This is a genomic window from Micromonospora sp. ATA51 (assembly GCF_016802855.1).
Taxonomy (GTDB): Bacteria; Actinomycetota; Actinomycetes; order Mycobacteriales; family Micromonosporaceae; genus Micromonospora; species Micromonospora sicca.
In genome coordinates this window covers 1-16617 of the sequence record NZ_JAEVHJ010000134.1, presented here as the reverse complement: position 1 = coordinate 16617, position 16617 = coordinate 1, and the positions used below count along the sequence as shown (strand labels likewise).

Annotated in this window: 15 protein-coding genes and 2 pseudogenes; 7 read left to right on the top strand and 10 right to left on the bottom strand. The window is 68.9% G+C overall.

The annotated features are described in order from the left end of the window. Window positions 1-403: 403 nt before the first annotated feature. Window positions 404-778, bottom strand: coding sequence for a hypothetical protein (locus JNW87_RS20665; protein WP_146231002.1), 375 nt, complete (start codon window positions 776-778; stop codon window positions 404-406). Window positions 779-1235: 457 nt separating this feature from the next. On the opposite strand from JNW87_RS20665, the gene JNW87_RS20660 reads away from it, so the two are divergent. After that, window positions 1236-1532 carry a hypothetical protein gene (locus JNW87_RS20660; RefSeq protein ID WP_146231001.1) on the top strand — a complete coding sequence of 99 codons (297 nt, stop codon included), beginning with the start codon at window positions 1236-1238 and terminating at the stop codon, window positions 1530-1532. Continuing rightward, entirely contained in the window at window positions 1529-1954 is a 426-nt protein-coding gene (locus JNW87_RS20655) for a DUF6069 family protein (RefSeq protein WP_109800990.1), read from the top strand. Before JNW87_RS20660 ends, JNW87_RS20655 begins: the two co-directional genes overlap by 4 nt. A gap of 48 nt (window positions 1955-2002) precedes the next feature. On the opposite strand, the gene JNW87_RS20650 is transcribed toward JNW87_RS20655, so the two are convergent. Together JNW87_RS20650 and JNW87_RS20645 are read right to left on the bottom strand one after the other, a co-directional pair. Then, window positions 2003-2455, bottom strand: coding sequence for a MerR family transcriptional regulator (locus JNW87_RS20650; RefSeq protein WP_109800989.1), 453 nt, complete (start codon window positions 2453-2455; stop codon window positions 2003-2005). Then, a pseudogene (locus JNW87_RS20645) lies at window positions 2455-3953 on the bottom strand (SulP family inorganic anion transporter). Before JNW87_RS20645 ends, JNW87_RS20650 begins: the two are co-directional and overlap by 1 nt. Before the next feature lie 928 nt (window positions 3954-4881). Here JNW87_RS20645 and JNW87_RS20640 point away from each other — a divergent pair. Continuing rightward, window positions 4882-5204 (top strand): annotated as a pseudogene (locus JNW87_RS20640) (helix-turn-helix domain-containing protein). Between the two features lie 180 nt (window positions 5205-5384). Here the strand turns inward: JNW87_RS20640 and JNW87_RS20635 are convergent. Next, the gene (locus JNW87_RS20635) at window positions 5385-5795 is read right to left on the bottom strand and encodes an ATP-binding protein (protein ID WP_161557785.1); all 411 of its coding nucleotides are present in this window, start codon (window positions 5793-5795) and stop codon (window positions 5385-5387) included. 209 nt (window positions 5796-6004) lie between these two features. On the opposite strand from JNW87_RS20635, the gene JNW87_RS20630 reads away from it, so the two are divergent. Further along, window positions 6005-6370 (top strand): STAS domain-containing protein, encoded by a 366-nt coding sequence (locus JNW87_RS20630; protein WP_109800986.1) that lies wholly within the window; start codon window positions 6005-6007, stop codon window positions 6368-6370. Here the strand turns inward: JNW87_RS20630 and JNW87_RS20625 are convergent, their stop codons facing one another. Beyond that, the gene (locus JNW87_RS20625; protein WP_238454228.1) at window positions 6371-7594 is read right to left on the bottom strand and encodes a PP2C family protein-serine/threonine phosphatase; all 1224 of its coding nucleotides are present in this window, start codon (window positions 7592-7594) and stop codon (window positions 6371-6373) included. A gap of 641 nt (window positions 7595-8235) precedes the next feature. Here JNW87_RS20625 and JNW87_RS20620 point away from each other — a divergent pair. Then, window positions 8236-9426, top strand: coding sequence for an IS110 family transposase (locus JNW87_RS20620; protein ID WP_109800984.1), 1191 nt, complete (start codon window positions 8236-8238; stop codon window positions 9424-9426). A gap of 730 nt (window positions 9427-10156) precedes the next feature. Here the strand turns inward: JNW87_RS20620 and JNW87_RS20615 are convergent. The 5 genes from JNW87_RS20615 to JNW87_RS20595 form a co-directional block, all read right to left on the bottom strand. Next, entirely contained in the window at window positions 10157-11581 is a 1425-nt protein-coding gene (locus JNW87_RS20615) for an MFS transporter (RefSeq protein WP_109800983.1), read from the bottom strand. Between the two features lie 153 nt (window positions 11582-11734). After that, a complete protein-coding gene (locus tag JNW87_RS20610; RefSeq protein ID WP_109800982.1) occupies window positions 11735-12088 on the bottom strand; it encodes a helix-turn-helix transcriptional regulator in 354 nt (117 codons plus the stop codon). Beyond that, a complete protein-coding gene (locus JNW87_RS20605) occupies window positions 12085-12531 on the bottom strand; it encodes an SRPBCC domain-containing protein (protein WP_109800981.1) in 447 nt (148 codons plus the stop codon). The genes JNW87_RS20610 and JNW87_RS20605 overlap by 4 nt, the downstream gene beginning before the upstream one ends. A gap of 340 nt (window positions 12532-12871) precedes the next feature. Further along, complete coding sequence (locus JNW87_RS20600; protein ID WP_161557784.1) at window positions 12872-13654, bottom strand: MFS transporter; 783 nt, start codon at window positions 13652-13654, stop codon at window positions 12872-12874. A gap of 156 nt (window positions 13655-13810) precedes the next feature. After that, window positions 13811-14815, bottom strand: a complete 1005-nt coding sequence (locus JNW87_RS20595; protein WP_236647399.1) for a sigma-70 family RNA polymerase sigma factor — start codon at window positions 14813-14815, stop codon at window positions 13811-13813. A gap of 117 nt (window positions 14816-14932) precedes the next feature. Here JNW87_RS20595 and JNW87_RS20590 point away from each other — a divergent pair, with 117 nt between their 5' ends. Both JNW87_RS20590 and JNW87_RS20585 read left to right on the top strand, forming a co-directional pair. Continuing rightward, window positions 14933-15676, top strand: a complete 744-nt coding sequence (locus JNW87_RS20590) for an SDR family NAD(P)-dependent oxidoreductase (RefSeq protein ID WP_236647398.1) — start codon at window positions 14933-14935, stop codon at window positions 15674-15676. Continuing rightward, window positions 15673-16356, top strand: a complete 684-nt coding sequence (locus JNW87_RS20585; RefSeq protein ID WP_109800977.1) for an SDR family oxidoreductase — start codon at window positions 15673-15675, stop codon at window positions 16354-16356. The genes JNW87_RS20590 and JNW87_RS20585 overlap by 4 nt, the downstream gene beginning before the upstream one ends. Window positions 16357-16617 lie beyond the last annotated feature (261 nt).

The window sequence follows — 16617 nt, the reverse complement described above, 5'->3', positions numbered from 1 at the left end:
GGATCTGCCGCTGCGGGACCGACCTGCCCTGCCGGGCGACGCACCGCCTGCCGATCAACCGGGGGCACTGGCCGGGTGAGGACCGATGACCACGCACGGACCGGTGCTGCCGACCTGGACCTGCGGCGGGTGTGGCGCCCCTTGGCCCTGCCGTACTCGTCGAAAAGAGTTGCTCGCCGAGTACGCCGGCGCTCCGGTGTCCTTGAGCATCTACATGAGCTCGCACCTGGTGGCCGCAACGCAGGACATGAGCTGGGCGCCGTCGGGCACCCTCCACCGCAGGTTCCTCGGATGGCTTAGGTGACCACCCTCGCCCCGGTAACGTGGTCGTCATCGGCCGGGAGTGCTTGGTGAAGTTCGCGGGAGAACCGGCGGTGTCGAGTCTCAGAACCTCCGTGACAGATCAGTCTCGGGACATGGGTGACACATCCGGCTCGACGCCCTCGGAACTTTGGTGGGTGAGACTGGGGTCGTGCAGGGACAGGATTCGTGGTGGACGTCGCTGTCCTCGCAGGTGCGCGATCGGATCGACGAGCAACTTCGCCAGCGGCGGCTGATACATGCCCTCATGCTGTTGCGCTCGGACGGCGGCCTTGATCCTCAGCCGAGTCTGTACGAAGCCCAGGACATGATGGCTGAGCGCTTGGCGTGGCTCCGCGCAGAGGGCTTGGATGAACCGGAAGAGCCGCCGGTCGAGGTGCCGCACCTGGTCGAGACAGTCACGGCGATTACGGATCCAGTCGTTGCCGTGGAAGCTCTGTGGGATGGAGACACCCAAGGCTGGTTTGTGAGGCTGTACGCGATTGTGCGACGGCCAAGCAGCCACCACCCCTGCTTCGACGAGCAGCCGCTGGCAGGGTTTTCGCCACGGCAGCGATCTCCGCTTGTTCAGAGGCGAGGTTCCGCCATGGCCGGAAGCCGCGGAAGCTATCGAGAAAGGCCAGGCGATAGCAGGCAGCATCGGCGTGCCGTTTTACTTCGCCAGCCCGGACGCCCCCGATGACGGGTTGCCGCGCTGGTGGGACTCGCAGGCTGATCCACAGATCTAGCCAGAGGTCGGGTGCAGGCACGTCCGCACGGGCATCGAGCTGCCCGACCGAGCCGGCGACGGCGTGATACCGCTCTTCGAAGTCACTCCACCAATGCTGCGCGGAGGTCACCCAGGTCCTGATAGCGATCTGTCACGCAGGTCCTGAGACCGGACAACACCTCACCAGAATGTCTAGTCCCACCACATGGCGGTGATCGGCGCTGTGCACGCCAGTGGCCGCCGAGGTGAGCGGCGCGAGCCGGCTGATCGCAGTGCGACCGGCGATCGGACAACAGCGACTGAGCGCACCCGCGAAGCGGTGATCCGACTGCTGGAGCCCGACCGGGCCGCGCTGCGACTGCCCGTCGAACAGCTCGCCGTCATCTTCCTCGGCATTCTCATGGGCCGGCGAGGAGCGACCGGCGGCGCCGAAACCCCGATCGAAACGCTGGTCGACGTGTTTCTCCACGGCGTGGTCGATACTGCGGCAGCTGCGGGATGAACCGCGTCCGCCGAATTCGGGGCGTGATCGGGGCCGTTGGCGTAGCCGCCGCCCTCTGGACGGTTGCCGTCCCGCTGCTGGGGCACCGGCTCGCCGTTACCGGCGGGCCGCCCAGGAGGGAGCCGTTGGAGATCGGCCTTGCTCCTGTCGTGATTGTCGCGCTGGCCGCCGCCCTGGCTGGCTGGGCGCTGCTCGCACTCCTGGAGCGGCTGCTGCCCCGGTCCGCCCGGCTCGTCTGGACGATCACCGCGGTCGGGGTACTACTGGTGTCTCTGGCGCCGCTGCTGGCTCCCGGCATGGATGCCGCGACCCGGATCATTCTCGGCGCCCTGCACGTCGCGGTCGCAACGGTGCTGATCCCGGTCATGACCCGCTCCGCCGCCGGCTCCGCCCTCACTACGGTCGCCGACGACGACCGATGACCCTGAACCACGCCACCGCAGTTCAGGGGTAGTCGGCAGCGGCGGTGCTCAGCCCGCCGGGCTGCCGTGGTGGTTGAGTTTGTCGCGGAGGGTGTCGGCGAAGCCTTCGGCCATGGCGAGTTGGTCGCGTAGGGCGGTCACGCGGGTGGTGGCGGCGGTGTGGAACATGTCGAGCCGGTCGAGCAGCGCTGCCCGCTCGGCTCCGGTGGCGGTGTCGAGGGCGTCAACGACGGTGAGCAGGTCGCGCATCTCGTCGAGGCTGAACCCGAGGGGTTTCATCCGCTTGACCACGGCGAGGCGCTCGAGGTCGGGCTCGGTGTAGAGGCGGAAGCCGCCCTCGCTACGCGCGGAGGGCACGATCAGGCCGACTTCCTCGTAGTGGCGAATGGTCCGGATGCTCAGCCCGACCCGTTCGGCTGCCTCGCCGATCTGCATCAGGCGGCCCGTGGCCGGGCCGGAGGCGTGCTGCTCCGGCCCGGTGTCCCGGCTGGCGGCGGCCATCAGTGACCGACGCCGAGCTGCCCGGCGAGGGTGTCGTGGATACGGGCGCTGGGCTTGTTCAACTCGACGATCTCCACGGCCTTGCCCCGAGCTGCGTACTTCGTGGTGATGGCGTCCAGCGCCGCGACCGAGGAGGCGTCCCACACGTGGGCGTGGGTCATGTCGATGACCACGTGCCCGGGATCACCCGCGTAGTCGAACTGGCCGACGAGGTCGTTGCTGGAGGCGAAGAACAGCTCACCGTGCACGGAGTAGATCCGGGTGGTGCCGTCGGGGTCGAGCACGCTGGTCACCTCGACCAGGTGAGCGACCCGCCGGGCGAAGATCACCATGGCGGTGAGCACACCGACAACAACGCCGATGGCCAGGTTGTGGGTGGCCAGAGTGGTGACGACGGTGGCGAGCATGACGATCGTCTCGCCGTAGGGCATCCGCTTGAGCGTCTTCGGCGCGACGGAGTGCCAGTCGAACGTCGACACCGCCACGATGATCATGACGGCGACCAGGGCGGCCATCGGGATCACCGCGACCACGTCGCCGAGCGCGACGACCAGGATCAGCAGGAACACGCCGGCCAGGAACGTCGACAGGCGGGTGCGGGCGCCGGACGCCTTCACGTTGATCATTGTCTGGCCGATCATGGCGCAGCCGCCCATGCCGCCGAAGAATCCGGTGACGATGTTGGCCACGCCCTGGCCCCAGGACTCGCGGGTCTTGCTGGAGGGGGTGTCGGTGATGTCGTCGACCAGCTTCGCGGTCATCAGCGATTCCATCAGCCCGACCAGTGCGATGCCCAGGGCGTAGGGGGCGATCAGGGTGAGGGTGTCCATGGTCCAGGGGATCTGCGGCAGCCCGAGGGTGGGCAGGCTGTCCGGCAGCGCGCCCTCGTCGCCGACTGTCGGCACCGCCATGTGCGCGGCCACCGTGACCACGGTCAGCACCACGATGGCCACCAGCGGCGCGGGACGGCCCGGGTGAGGCGGGGCAGCCCGACCATGATCGCCAGGGCGACGGCGGCGAGCGGGTAGACCAGCCACGGCACACCGAGCAGGTGCGGCACCTGCGCGGCGAAGATCAGGATCGCCAGGGCGTTGACGAAACCGACCATGACACTGCGCGGGATGAACCGCATCAGCTTCGCCACCCCGAGCATCGCCAGCACAATCTGGATGGCGCCGCCGAGGATCACCGCCGCGATCAGGTAGTCCAGGCCATGCTCCTTCGCCAGCGGCGCCACCACCAGGGCGATCGCTCCGGTCGCGGCGGAGATCATCGCCGGCCGGCCACCGCAGACCGCGATCGTGACGGCCATGGTGAACGAGGCGAACAGCCCTACCCTCGGGTCGACCCCCGCCAGGATCGAGAAGGAGATCGCCTCCGGGATCAACGCCAGGGCGACGACCAGGCCGGCGAGGACCTCGGTGCGGAACACCTTCGGCGACAGCCAGGACGGACGGGACAGGCGCGGCCGGACGACCGCGGACAGCACAGAAGACATACAGCCATTTCCACTCAGGCGCCCCTGGGGCGCGCACAGTTCCCGCCCCGGATCGGGACAGCGCGGCTACTCACAGATCGGCGGCAGCCGAGTTGACCGGCCCCGGGGTGTCATCGCCTCGGACGCGATTCGTCCGCCCCCAGACGGCCATCCGGCTTCGCCTCGATGACCGACACCGAACCTACCCTCTCGTCAGGGGAGAATTCGTCGGGAGTGCTGATCGCCACCATGCCGCTCTGGGCTTCGGGGGATTCCCGGCGGGCGAGAGAGCCGTCACCGCCATGCCGAGCGTCGATCGGGAGAGCGGTTGCGACAACTCGCGTAGAGACTCAGCAGGTCAGCCATTCTGATGGGCGGCGACCAGTAAATCTAGGCTGGGAAGACTAGACATCCTCTGCGGTGTGGCATACTCTTCTTCGAGTTGAGAGTGAAGATCCGTCAAGACGCAGACGGGCTGTCCGGCCGTGAGGTCACGACGGGCGGCGAGGAGCGGAACATGATCCATCGTTCCCTCTACGGAAGGCAGTAGGAGCACAGCCCGGCGTGTGCGAGCCGGGGTGCAGGTGGGGCCAAGGTTCTTTTGGGGCTCCAGCTGTTGTTCGCCGTACGTGTGGGGGCCAGGAAGTCGCGTGGGGCTCCGGCACCGGTGGACCGTACGTCAGCAAGGGAAAGAAGTAGCAGAGGAAAGGGAGGGCCGTACACCGTTGGATCGCCCGCCGTCGGCCGTCATGTCAGGCCGGGCGGACACCGCAGTTTCCATCGAACGAGAGGTGGTCTCCGGTCACGCTTATGCGATCCTCGCACCCGAAGCCGTCAGTTACGGCTGGTGCGGATATGACAAGCCGACGTTCTTGTCGGTAGATGGTGTTCTGACCCGTAACCCTGGGCCCCGGCGCGTAAGCGCCGGGGCCCTCGACGTGGAGGTGACATGGGGCAGAACCCCGATGACATGTTCGGCGATGAGAACTACCCGGCCTACACGATCGGCCAGGCCGCGGAGATGCTCGGCACCACGCAGGACTTCCTGCGCCGCCTGGACGAGGCGAGACTGATCAACCCGCACCGCTCTACCGGCGGGCACCGCCGCTACTCCCGCTACCAGCTTCGCCTGGCCGCCCGGGCCCGGAGATGGTCGACCAGGGCACCGCCCTGGAGGCCGCCTGCCGGATCATCATCCTCGAGGACCAACTCGAGGAAGCCCTCCGGCAGAACCAGAACCAGCAGCATGGGACGCGGCACACTGACGGGTGAGGTCGTCGGCGGGCGGTGAGCCGGCTGGCTCGCCAGCGCGAACCACCTCGGCCCTGCCGGCCGTACTCCTGCTCGTCGCACCTCTTCCCATGTCGGCCGCCAACCGCGAGACGCCCCATCGAAGGCCGGCCACCTGGCTCGGGCTCGGCGGATGGCGAGGGCGCACGGTGCGGCAGCCGGTTACCGGATCGGTGCTGTTCGTGCGTCGGTGAGGTGTTTGGTGATGCGGAGCAGTACCTGGTTCGGTGGCCCGGCGACGAAGGCGGCGGTGTCGGCGAGCGCTGCGATCAGGGGCAGTCCACGCCCGCCGACGGTGAGCGGGGCGGGGAGTTCGGCGTCGAGGCCAGCGCCGTTGGGGGTGCTGCCGCGGTTGCCGACCTCGAGGAGGCAGACGTCGTCGTCGATGACGATGGTGATGTCGACGACGCTGTCGGCATCGGCGTGCAGCACCGCGTTGGCGCACGCCTCGCTGATCAGCACGGCGAGGTGGCCACGGGAGTCCTCGGCGACATCGGTGAGGCTCAGCAGGGTGGTGAGGACGTGGCGGGCGCGGGTCACCGACGACGGTTGCCGCGGGAGTGACAGGGTCATGCTCACCCGCACTGCACAGCTCCTCCCCGGCCCATACCTGACCGTCGGACTACCGCCCTGAGGCGCGATGCTCCGGTGGTGATCAGCCCTACCCCGGTTCTGCTGAGGCGAAACGGTCAGGGTGCCGGCGCGACGTACGCAGGCCGACGGCGGTTCACCCGTCGGCAGAATATGGTAAGCGGGGATCATCGGGGCGTGGGGAGGTTGCTGTGGAACTGCTGCTGTCGGTCCGGCCGGGCCGGGGTTGCACCGTGCTCGAGGCGCGCGGCGAGCTGGACATGGCGACATCCCCCCAGCTGCGCGAGGGCCTGCAACGGTTGGTCGACGCCGGTGACCATCACGTGGTGGTGGACCTGGCCGGGGTGGGATTCATGGACTCCAGCGGACTGGGCGCGCTGGTCGTGATGTTCAAGGCGCTGCGGGACGTCGGCGGTCGGTTGAGCCTCGCCGCGGTGCAGCCCGCCGTGCACAGCGTCCTGACGGTCACGTCGGTGGATCGAGTGATCCATGTTTATGACAGTGTGCAGGCGGCTGAAGCCGATGTGCCGTCCACCGACCACGCGCCAGGCCAGTAGTCAGTCGGGCAGCGCGGTGCTGGCACGCTCCTGGGCGGCGCCGGCGCTGGTACGCCGGTCCTCGCGGTGCCCGCCGTGCCAGTCGAGGATGAACAGGGTGGCGTCATCGGCCAGAGTCGGTCCGCTGACCTCGAGGACGGCGTCGGCCAACGCCCGGGCAGCCTCGCGTGGATGCAGACCGGTGATCGACCGCAACATGGTCGGTAGATCCAGGTTGGCGGCGTTGCGCTCCCGCATGCCATCGGTGACCACCACCAGGCGGTCGCCCGGCCGCAGCTCGATCTCGCCAGCGCGGTGTCCGGCGTCGGCGAACATACCCAGGGGGAAGTTGGGCGGTAGTGGCAGCGCCCGGGTGTTCCCGTCGCGTACCAGCATCGGCGGGACGTGCCCGGCGTTGAGCAGCGCGCACACGCCGGTGCGCAGGTCGAGACGGCCGAGGACCGCGGTGATGTAACTGCCGGGCACGGTGGCGTGGTCGGCCACGTCGGCATTCGCGGCTTCGGCCTGCTCCACCAGACCGACCCCGCGGCGGCGGCTGTTGCGCAGGCTGCCCACGCCCAGGGTGGCCGTCAACGCGCTGGCCACCCCGTGGCCCATCGCGTCGGTGACGCTGAAGTGCAGCACGTCGCGGGCGAGGCTGTAGTCAAAGGTGTCCCCGCCGATGCTGGCGGCGGGTTCCAGCCAGCCGGACAGGGTGAACGCGCTGGCCTCACACGTGAACGAGGCGGGCAGCAGGCGGCGCTGGATCTCCCCGGACAGGGTGAACGGGGTGGTGCGTTGCCCCCACTCGAAAAGGTCGGTGTACCGCCGGTTGGCGATCACCACGAACGCCAACACGTGCGCCGTACGGGTTATCTCCTGCAGCGCCCGCGGGTCCGGCTCGTCCGGCAGGATCATCTCGAGCAGGCCGATGGCCTCACCGCGGTCGGTCACCGGCGCCAACACCGTCCACCTGTCAGGCTGCGTGACAACCTGCACCGTCTGGGTGCGTAGCGCCTGCTCGGCGGGGCCGCCGTCGAACGGCATCACCGTGGCGACCTCGTCACCGCCCCGGCGTCCCGCACCGGTTCCGCCGAGCGGCACGTGGGTCAACCGGACCAGCGCCCGGCCGCTGAGGTCCGCGATCAAGAACGCGACGGTACGTGCCCCCAGCGCCGCACCGAGTTCCCGGGTGACCGCCTCGACCGCGTCGACGGGGGAGGCGTTCTCCGCCGCATCCAACATCTGCGCCATGATCCGCCCTCGACTGCTTTCCACTGCCCGAGCCTACGAGACCCGGCTGGTCATCGCCGAGCACGAGGATCGTCATCACAGCGTCGACAGCCCAAACCAGGTTTCACATTCAGGGCCTGGAGTGCGGGCAACCCCGGTCGCTGATCCACAGCCCAACAGACCCGAGGATCCGTCCGCACGTGTCGGCGTTTCACGCCCAGCCGATTGGGCGAGACCTCGGTTCCGGGCTCTCGCACATCGTGTCCGAGGTGCCCGTCGGCGACGGCGGCAGGCTGGCGTTGCCACTCCTGCGCGGCTGGGGTGGGGTATGGCTCTGTGTGCTCCGCCGTGGCTGTGGCTGACACTCGAGGTGCCACCCACCCCCGCCTCGCGGGCGGGCTGGTTGAACGGGCGCGGCCCGGTAGCCGTAAACCCTGGTGCCCAGGAATCGGCGGGTGTGGCTGCGTGTGTTTCGCCGAGATTGGTTGGCTGACGGTAGGAGATGCCACCCGCCGCTTCGTCGTCTGTGAATCCGGTAGACCGCTGATGGAGACCCGCGACCCCCGATCGCATCGCTAGAAGGTGCCGGCAAACCCGAACCCGCAGACGAGGGCCCGACCAAGAGAACCGACCAACGAAGGAGAGGCGAGACGGTGGCGAAGCTGTGGATCGGCGTGGACATCGGCAAGACCCACCATCACGTCGCCGCCGTCGACGGCGACGGCCGATTGGTCTACTCCCGCCGGGTGGCCAACGACGAGTCCGCCCTGCTTACCGTCATGGCCGAGGTCTCCGCCGTCGGACGGCCGGTCTGTTGGGCCGTGGACGTCACTACCGGGCTGTCCGCGCTGCTGCTGACCTTGCTGTGGCGGCGGCAGGTTCAGGTCCGCTATGTCTCCGGCACGGTCGCGTTCCACATGGCCGCCGCATTCGCCGGAGAGAACAAGATCGACGCCCGCGACGCTCTGGTCATCGCCCACACCATCCGCATGCACCCCGACATCCCAATCCTGGAACCCTCCGACCGACTCCTCGCCGAACTCACCGTCCTCACCGGCTACCGCGCCGACCTCGTCGGCCAGCGCGTCGCCACCCTGTTCCGTTTGCAGGAACTGCTCACCGGGATCAGCCCCGCGCTGGAGCGGGCCGTGGACCTGAACCGGAAGGGCCGGATGATGGTCCTCGCGTGCTGGCAGACCCCTGCCGCGATCCGGCACGCCGGCGTCGACCGGATCGCCGCCCTGCTCCGGCGCGGCCACGTCAAGAACGCCGCCCAGGTCGCCGAGGCGATGGTCGCCGCCGCCCGGCAGCAGACCGTCACCCTGCCAGGACAACGCGCCGCGGCCGTGGTGGTCGGGCAGATGGCCACCGAGATCCTCGCCATCGAACAAGGCATCGCCGCCGTCGACGACCTCATCGCCGACCAACTCGACCAACACCCCCTCGCGCCGATCATCGGGAGTCTGCCGGGCATGGGAAGCCTGCTCACCGCCGAACTGCTCGTCCACACCGCCGGCATGACCGAATACGACAGCCCGGCCAAACTCGCCGCCCACGCCGGCCTGGCGCCCATTTCTCGTGACTCCGGGGCTGTCTCCGGGAACCATAGGCAGCCCCGTCGGTATCACCGGAGCCTGCGACACATCCTGTGGATGGCCGCATTCACCGCCGTCCGAGAATGCCCCACATCCCGCGCGTACTACGAGAAGAAACGTGCTGAAGGTAAACACCATCGGCAAGCCATGCTCGCTCTCGCCCGACGACGCGTAGACGTCCTATGGGCCCTCGTTCGTGACCGCAAGGCCTTTACCCGGCCAGCAACGGCGGTTCTCGCCGCAGCCTGAATCAGCCCGCTCCCCGCCGACGCGACGCCGGTCCCGCCGGCCGAGCCGCCTTGCCCATCAAGATCAGCCGGAGTCACATGGAGACTCCTAAACCGGAGCTCGTCGATCGACTGCAGCGGTGTGACCAGCTGAACCCAATCTTCTGTACCCGCGGTTGCCATCGCAATGGCGCCGACTCTGCTCGGTCGGTCGTGTGCCGGGGGTTGCCCAGCGCACCGATAGACCGTGGTCATGTCTGCCTTCGCGCCAGCGGTCGCCCTGCTTCTCGCACCACTCCCGCACTGAGTCGCGAAACCGGTCGCAGAGTCGATCTACGGACCGGTCCGCATGTTCGCTGGTACCGATTCCCTGTGGCTGCGGGTGGATAAGCCCCTTTCCGGCGCCTCGGAGCGGCGGGCCATCCCGTGAGCTCCGCCTGCAAACACCTTGGTGATGAAGGGCCCGGACCTTCCGGGGGTCTTCCTGTTGGGGTGCATCGGCTTACGCGGCCAGCCGGGCCGGCCACCGGCGCCGCCCGTGGTCCAGTGCCGCGCGCCGACCAGGTAGAGCGAAGGCCGCGACCGTGAACTGCGGCACGATGAGCAGCGCGCTCGCGCCCTGGACAAGCCAGAGACCCCGGGTTCGGTACGGCGACCCGCCCCGCCCGCCCGCATCGGCGCCCCTCGGCGGATAGCACGCGTCATCAGATCAGGTGTCTCACATCAGCCTGATGGACAGAGAGGGCACCGGCTCAGTCCGAACATGCGGCCAGTTCATTGTCGGCTTCCTTCGACACCGGTATGGCCGCCGCTGCCGTGCGGCGCTCGCCGTGCGGACGCAACCCGAACCAGATGAGGACCACGCTGACGAGCGTCACGGCCACGTTGACGCTCAGCGCGAGGTGGATACCGGTCAGCTGCACGCTCTGCGTCGCGGCGACGGAGCTCAGGATCGGGATGCCGATGGTGATGGCCACCTGCTGGGTCATCGAGGTCAGGCCGGTGGCCAGGCCCTGCTCCTCGTTCGGCAGACCCGAGGTCGCGGTCACCGTGTACGCCACGATGGAGGTTACGTGCCCGAAGAACCCGATGAAAAGCGCAGGGATCAGGACCGTGAGTGCCATCCGGTCGGCGCCGAGAAACACCAGCGGGAGTGTCGCCAGGCTCTGCACGGACAGGCCCACGGCGAGGATCTTGCGGCTGCCGAAGCGCCCGATGAAGCGTCCGGCGATCACCCCGGCGGCCACGGCTGCCAGGCCTGGGACGCCGAAGATCAGGCCGGTGGTCAGCGGGGAGAAGCCCAGGACCTTCTGGAGGTAGAGGGTCATCAGGAAGATCATGGCGGTCTCCATGGTGAAGACCACGAGCCCCGCGTAGTTACCCCACTTCACCGTGGGCCGCTTGAGGATGCGCACCGGGGCGAGCGGTGCCGGCGAGCGCTGCTCGATCATCCAGAACGCGGCCAGTAGCAGCACGCCGACGACGGCCGAGGGGATGTGCTTCTCGATGACCGCGTAGGTCACGGCCAGCAGACCGCCGGTCACGGTCGCCGCTCCAGGCAGGTCCAGCTTCACCCGGTCGGGCAAGCTGCTCTCGCTGATCAGGAGGGGGGTGAGGAGCAGGATGACCACGGCGACCGGGACGTTGATGAAGAACGCGGCCCGCCAGCTCAGCAGGCTGACGAGGGTGCCGCCGACCAGCGCGCCGACGGTGAAGCCGCCGGAGAGCAGCGCGCCGTTGAGGCCGAGGACGCGGTCGCGCGTCGCGCCTTCCATGAACGTGCTGGTGAGCAGCGACAACGCCGCTGGGGTCGCCATCGCGGTGGCGAAGCCCTGCAGCACCCGGGCGGTCAGGAGCATCTCGGGGTTGGATGCGAAGCCGCCGAACAACGAGGCCCCGGTCAGCAGGACCATACCGGACAGGAACAGCCTGCGGCGGCCGAACAGGTCCGCCAACCGGCCGAACAGCAGGGCGAAGCCGGCTGCGGGCAGCGCGTATGCGGCGGTGACCCAGGGGAGCCCGGTCAATGCCAACCCGACGCCGGCGCCGACCTGCGGCAGCGCGACGTTCAGGATCGAGAAGTCGACGGACAGCATGAACCCGGCACCGAGCAGGACGAGCAGGATCAACCGCTGCCTGCTGCTGAAATGTGGAGGCGAGGTTGTGTCGGTAGTCATGCGTCCAGCACGAAGGCGTGTTCCGATCTGATCGGTCATTGTTTCTCTCCGTCTTTGTCGTTACAAACAGCTTGGCGTGGCCCGCGTCACCGCTGACGTCTCACCTCACGCAGGCACCGTGGACAGGGAAAATCGAGAACCGTAACTGGAGTACTACTGCGAATCACGCTCCGCTGCCTCAGCGACGCGCTTGATGTTCGCCAACCGCCGATCCCAGTCGACCGCGAGCGCGGCCATCCACCGCGCCGTCGCGTCCAGCGCCGCGGGCCGCACCGAGTACCGCACCTCGCGTCCGACCCGGCGGCCGGAAACCAGCCCGGCGGCGTCCAAGACGGCGAGGTGCTTGACCACCGCCTGCCGCGAGACGGGAAGTCGTTCGGCGAGCGTCGTCGCGGTGACCTCGCCCTGTGCAGCGAGCAGATCAAGCAGCTGACGTCGCGTCGGGTCGGCCAGCGCGACGAGGACGCTGTCGACCGCCTCGACGGCGCCGCGAGGTTCGTCCGTCACACGGATGACTGTTCGGCGCGCGTCTTGAGCGCGTCGAGCTCCTGGGGCCAGCCGCCGGTGTTGTCCTTCACCGCCTGGCGGCGCAGCTCCTCGGACCCGGCCAGCGCCGCGAACCCGCTCTCGACGACGCGGAGCCGCGTCTTGTCGCCTTCCGGCGTCAACGTGAACTCCACAAGGGTGCTGTTGTCCGCGCGCAGCTCTTCTCCGGGGAACGCGCTGGCCCAGCGATACGCCACATACGTCGGCGGCTCGACCTTCTCCACGCGCACCGGGAAGTCGCCGTACTCGGCGTTTTTCGCCACCATCGACTCGCCTTCTTTGGCCACGGTGCCGGGCAGGCTCGCCTTGTCGGCCACCCAGAACCCGGGTTCGGTCACCAGCGACCAGACCCGCTCCAGGGGTGCCGCGATCAGGGTTTCGCGCTCGATCCGATCCTCGCTCAAGAGGGGGCTCCTTCAGTGTCGCGCCATTAGGTGCAACCTCATGGTTGCACGTCAACCCTCCAGGTGCAACCATGGAGTTGCACTTCGATCGAGCGCCGCGTCACACGGCCGCACGCCTGGACGGAGTCCAAGACCCGCGTGACGGCCTGGGCACTCGTGTCGGGCGGGTCGTAGCGAACGGCAAGGGTGTGGGCGTGGGCGCGCGGCAGCGGTGCGCCGCGACAGCCCTGGTGGGTGGTACCCCGCACCAGCGCGGTGAGGCTCGCCGCGTACGGACCGGGGCAGGACCATGCATGGCTCAGCGCTGCCCCAATGCTTGTGACGTGGAGCCCGGCGCCGTTCATGTGTCGGTGTCTGCCCCGATGGTCGAAGCTGTGGTGATGTGTTCGGCGGGTACCTTGACGGCGGCTTGAGGGCGCCGGAGCAGGTAGCCCGTCAGCCCGGCCGCCAAGGCGATCGCCGCGAGGACGACCCAGGCGCGCTGGAACGCTGTGAGTTGCCCTGCTGCCGTGTGTGGAGTGCCCGTGACGGCGACAAGGACAGCGACGCCGACGGTAAGACCGATCTGCCGGACCATGTTGACGACGCCGGAGCCGGCGGCGAAACGTTGCGGGGGTAGTGACGATGCGGCGGCGCCGAGCAGCGTGGGCATCGCCAGGCCGACCCCGACGCCGGTGAGGGACATGCCGGCGAGCATCCCGGTGACGTAGTTGGGCCGCAGACCTATCGCTGCTGCCCACCATGCGACGCCGACGGCGAACGCAGTGGAGCCGGCAACGACCGGGCCGGGACCGAAGCGTGGGATCAGCCTGCCGGCCACAGCCGACCAGATCGGCACCAGCGCCGGGCCGGGGAGGATGGCCAGGCCGCTCTGCAACGCCGACCAGTGCCAGATGTTTTGGACCCACAGCACGCTGGAGAGCAGCATTCCCCCGAGCGCTGCGCCGAACAGGAACGTAGCCAGCGACGCGACCGCAAAGCTGCGGCTGCCCAGCAGGCCGATCTCGATGACCGGGCTCGGATGCCGCGATGACCGGGCCAGGAACACCGCAACCAGGATGGCCGATGCCGCCAGCAATCCGACGACGCGACCCGACGACCAGCCCCAGCCGTCATCGAGCACCCGTTCTTCCGCTTCTACCGCGCCAGCTGACAATCCGCCCCCAACCGCTTGGTCAGGATGTTGGGCGTGATGCCCAGCTGTGCTGCAATCCGTGAAGCGTGTCGTCGTAGGGCAGGCGCAGGCCGGGGGGCCGGGGCGGGCCCGGGCCGGATGCTATTAGCGCAGGGTTCGTGGCAGCCCGAACAGCGGGAGCAGGCTGTTGTCGCCGAAGCGGGTGATGGCAGAGATCCGGTCGCCCTCCAGGGTGAGCACCACCAGCCCGTAGGCGTGCGCGATCGGGCTGCGGGGATCCTGGAGGTAGCAGCCGAACGCGGGCTGGCCGTTCGCGTGCGTGGGCACCAGCCGGACCGCCTGACCGCCCCACCAGTTGCGGGTCAGGTAGAACCGGGCGATAGCCGCGTGTCCCTGGTACTCGAGCGGCTCGGGCGGCATCGTCAGCCACGCGTCATCGGTCAGCAGCGCGACGAGCCGGTCGACGTCGGAGCTCTCGAACGCGTCCACGAATCGCCCGACGAGCTCACGCTCACGCGGCGAACGCGGTAGCGGCGCCCGGTCCCGGTCGTGTGCGGGAAGCTGGCCGTCCAGGGCCGCACGGGCCCGCTGTAGGGCGCTGTTCACCGAGGCCTCGCTGCTGTCGAGCAGGTCGGCCACCTCGGCTGCGCGGAAGCCTAGAACGTCGCGCAGCACCAGCACCGCACGCTGGCGCGGCGGCAGCCGTTGGAGCCCGGCGACAAACGCCAGCGCCAGCGCCTCCCTGCTCTCGTAGCGGGCTTCCGGCCCGGGGGAGGCGTCCGGCAGGTCCTCCAGCAGGGCGTCCGGGTAGGGCTCGAACCAGGTCGGCTCGGATCGGCGGGTGGGCTCGGGCGCCACGAGCGGGGTGCCGGACGGCGGCTGCGGCCGGCGGCCGGTGTCGCGCAGCACGTTCAGGCAGCGATTCGTCGCGATGCGGTACAGCCAGGCGCGCATGGAGGCTCGCTCCTCGAATCCCTCAAGCCCGCGCCAGGCCGCCAGAAGGGTCTCCTGCACCATGTCCTCCGCGTCCTGCACGGAGCCGAGGATCCGGTAGCAGTGCAGCTGGATCTCCCGCCGGTAGGGCTCGGTGAGCTCCCGGAACGCTTCCCCGTCCCCCGCCCGGGCGCGGACCAGGGCCGACTCGGTCACCACAACATCCTCGCATCGCCTCGTTCTTCCGCTCCTGCTGCAGGTAAGGACACCATCCGGGCCCGAAAGTCATCGGCGAGTTCCTCCGGCCGTTCGTGTCTCAACAACCGACCATCCGTGAGCAAAGAGGAGATCGTCATTATGGTGAGCATCGCCGACAAGGCGGTTCTGATTACCGGAAGCAATCGCGGTATCGGGCGGGCACTGGTCGAGGAGGCCTTGCGCAGAGGCGCGAAGCGGGTGTACGCCGGTGCGCGCGAGCCGCTGGCACACCCTGACGGGCGCGTCACGCCCCTGACCCTGGACGTGACCAACGCGGTGCAGACGCAGCAGGCCGTCGAGCAGGTCGAATCGCTCGATGTCCTCGTCAACAACGCCGGCCTGGCGCTGTACGACGACCTGAACGACCGTTCCGCACTCGAACGGCACCTCGCCGTCAACCTGTTCGGCACATACGACGTGACCCAGGCCTTCCTGCCGTTGCTGACCCGCTCCGGGGGAGCCATCGTCAACAACCTGTCGCTCAACGCCTTCGCCCCCTTGCCGCTCATCCCGGCCTACTCGATGTCGAAAGCGGCCGCGTTCTCCCTGACCCAGTCACTGCGCGTCCTGCTGGCCGCACGAGGCGTGACGGTCCATGCCGTCCTGACCGGCCCCGTGGACACCGACATGACCCGAGGCCTCGACATTCCGAAAGCCGCTCCAGAGTCCGTCGCCCGCGCCATCTTCGACGGCGTGGACAACGACGAGGAGGAGATCTTCCCCGATCCCATGTCGGAGTCCATGGCCGAGAGCTGGCGCGGCGGCGCGGCGAAGACGCTGGAGCGCCAGTATGCGGCGCTCGTAGCGGCAGCGCGATGAGCGTCCAGAGAGCCCTCGTCATTGGCGCCGGCAGCGGTGTCGGCCAGGCCACCGCCGGCGTCCTCACCGCCGCCGGAGCCCATGTTCTGGCCGCCGGCCGCAACCGGGACGCCACCGATCCCGCGCAGGTCGCCGCCCTCCTCGCCGAGGCCGACCCCGACCTCGTCGTCGTCGCCGCGGGCACGCGCCCGCGGATGGCCTCGATCGAGCAGCAGAGCTGGGAGTCGTTCTCGATGCCATGGAACGTCGACGTCAAGATCGCCTTCGAGGTCGGCCGCGCCGCGCTGGCCCGGCCGCTGCGTCCGAACTCGACCGTGCTGATCGTGTCGAGCGGCGCCGGCCTCGACGGCTCGCCGCTGTCGGGCGGCTACGCGGGCGCCAAGCGGATGCAGATGTTCCTGGCCGGCTACCTCCAGCGCGCCGCCCACGACCGCAAGCTCGGGATCCGGTTCGTCGCCCTGGCCCCGCGCCAGTTCCTGGTCGGCACCGCGATTGGGGAGGCCGCGGCCGCCGCCTACGGCGCCGAGGCCGGCCTGACGGCCGACGCGCTCATGAAGCGCTTCCCGGCACCGCTCGACCCCGCCGACGTCGCCCACGCCATCCTCGCGATCGCCTCCGGAGAAGAGCACCGTGAAGCAACACTGCTGGGCTTGACCGGGAAGGGGCTGGAGATCATCTGACCACACCGTCCCCTCGGGTGAGATCGCCGGCGGCGACCGGTACTGCACGCTCCTGATGACGGCCGGCCGGAGAATCTAGGCTGGAACGACTAGACATCTTCGGTGGCGTGGAATAGTCTTCTTCGAGTCGAGGGTAAAGATCCGTCAAGACGCAGACGGGCCGTCCGGCCGTGAGGTCACGACGGGCGGCGAGGAGCGGGAACGATCTTCACGGTTCCCCCCGAGAGGCAGTAGGAGCACGTCAGTCCCGACGTGATATGC

Excerpts from the sequence above, each read along its gene's own strand:
- JNW87_RS20660 (WP_146231001.1), top strand. The coding sequence starts at position 1,236 with ATGGCGGTGATCGGCGCTGTGCACGCCAGTGGCCGCCGAGGTGAGCGG.
- JNW87_RS20655 (WP_109800990.1), top strand. The coding sequence starts at position 1,529 with ATGAACCGCGTCCGCCGAATTCGGGGCGTGATCGGGGCCGTTGGCGTA.
- JNW87_RS20650 (WP_109800989.1), bottom strand. The coding sequence starts at position 2,455 with ATGGCCGCCGCCAGCCGGGACACCGGGCCGGAGCAGCACGCCTCCGGC.
- JNW87_RS20635 (WP_161557785.1), bottom strand. The coding sequence starts at position 5,795 with ATGACCCTGTCACTCCCGCGGCAACCGTCGTCGGTGACCCGCGCCCGC.
- JNW87_RS20625 (WP_238454228.1), bottom strand. The coding sequence starts at position 7,594 with ATGTTGGATGCGGCGGAGAACGCCTCCCCCGTCGACGCGGTCGAGGCG.
- JNW87_RS20615 (WP_109800983.1), bottom strand. The coding sequence starts at position 11,581 with ATGACTACCGACACAACCTCGCCTCCACATTTCAGCAGCAGGCAGCGG.
- JNW87_RS20585 (WP_109800977.1), top strand. The coding sequence starts at position 15,673 with ATGAGCGTCCAGAGAGCCCTCGTCATTGGCGCCGGCAGCGGTGTCGGC.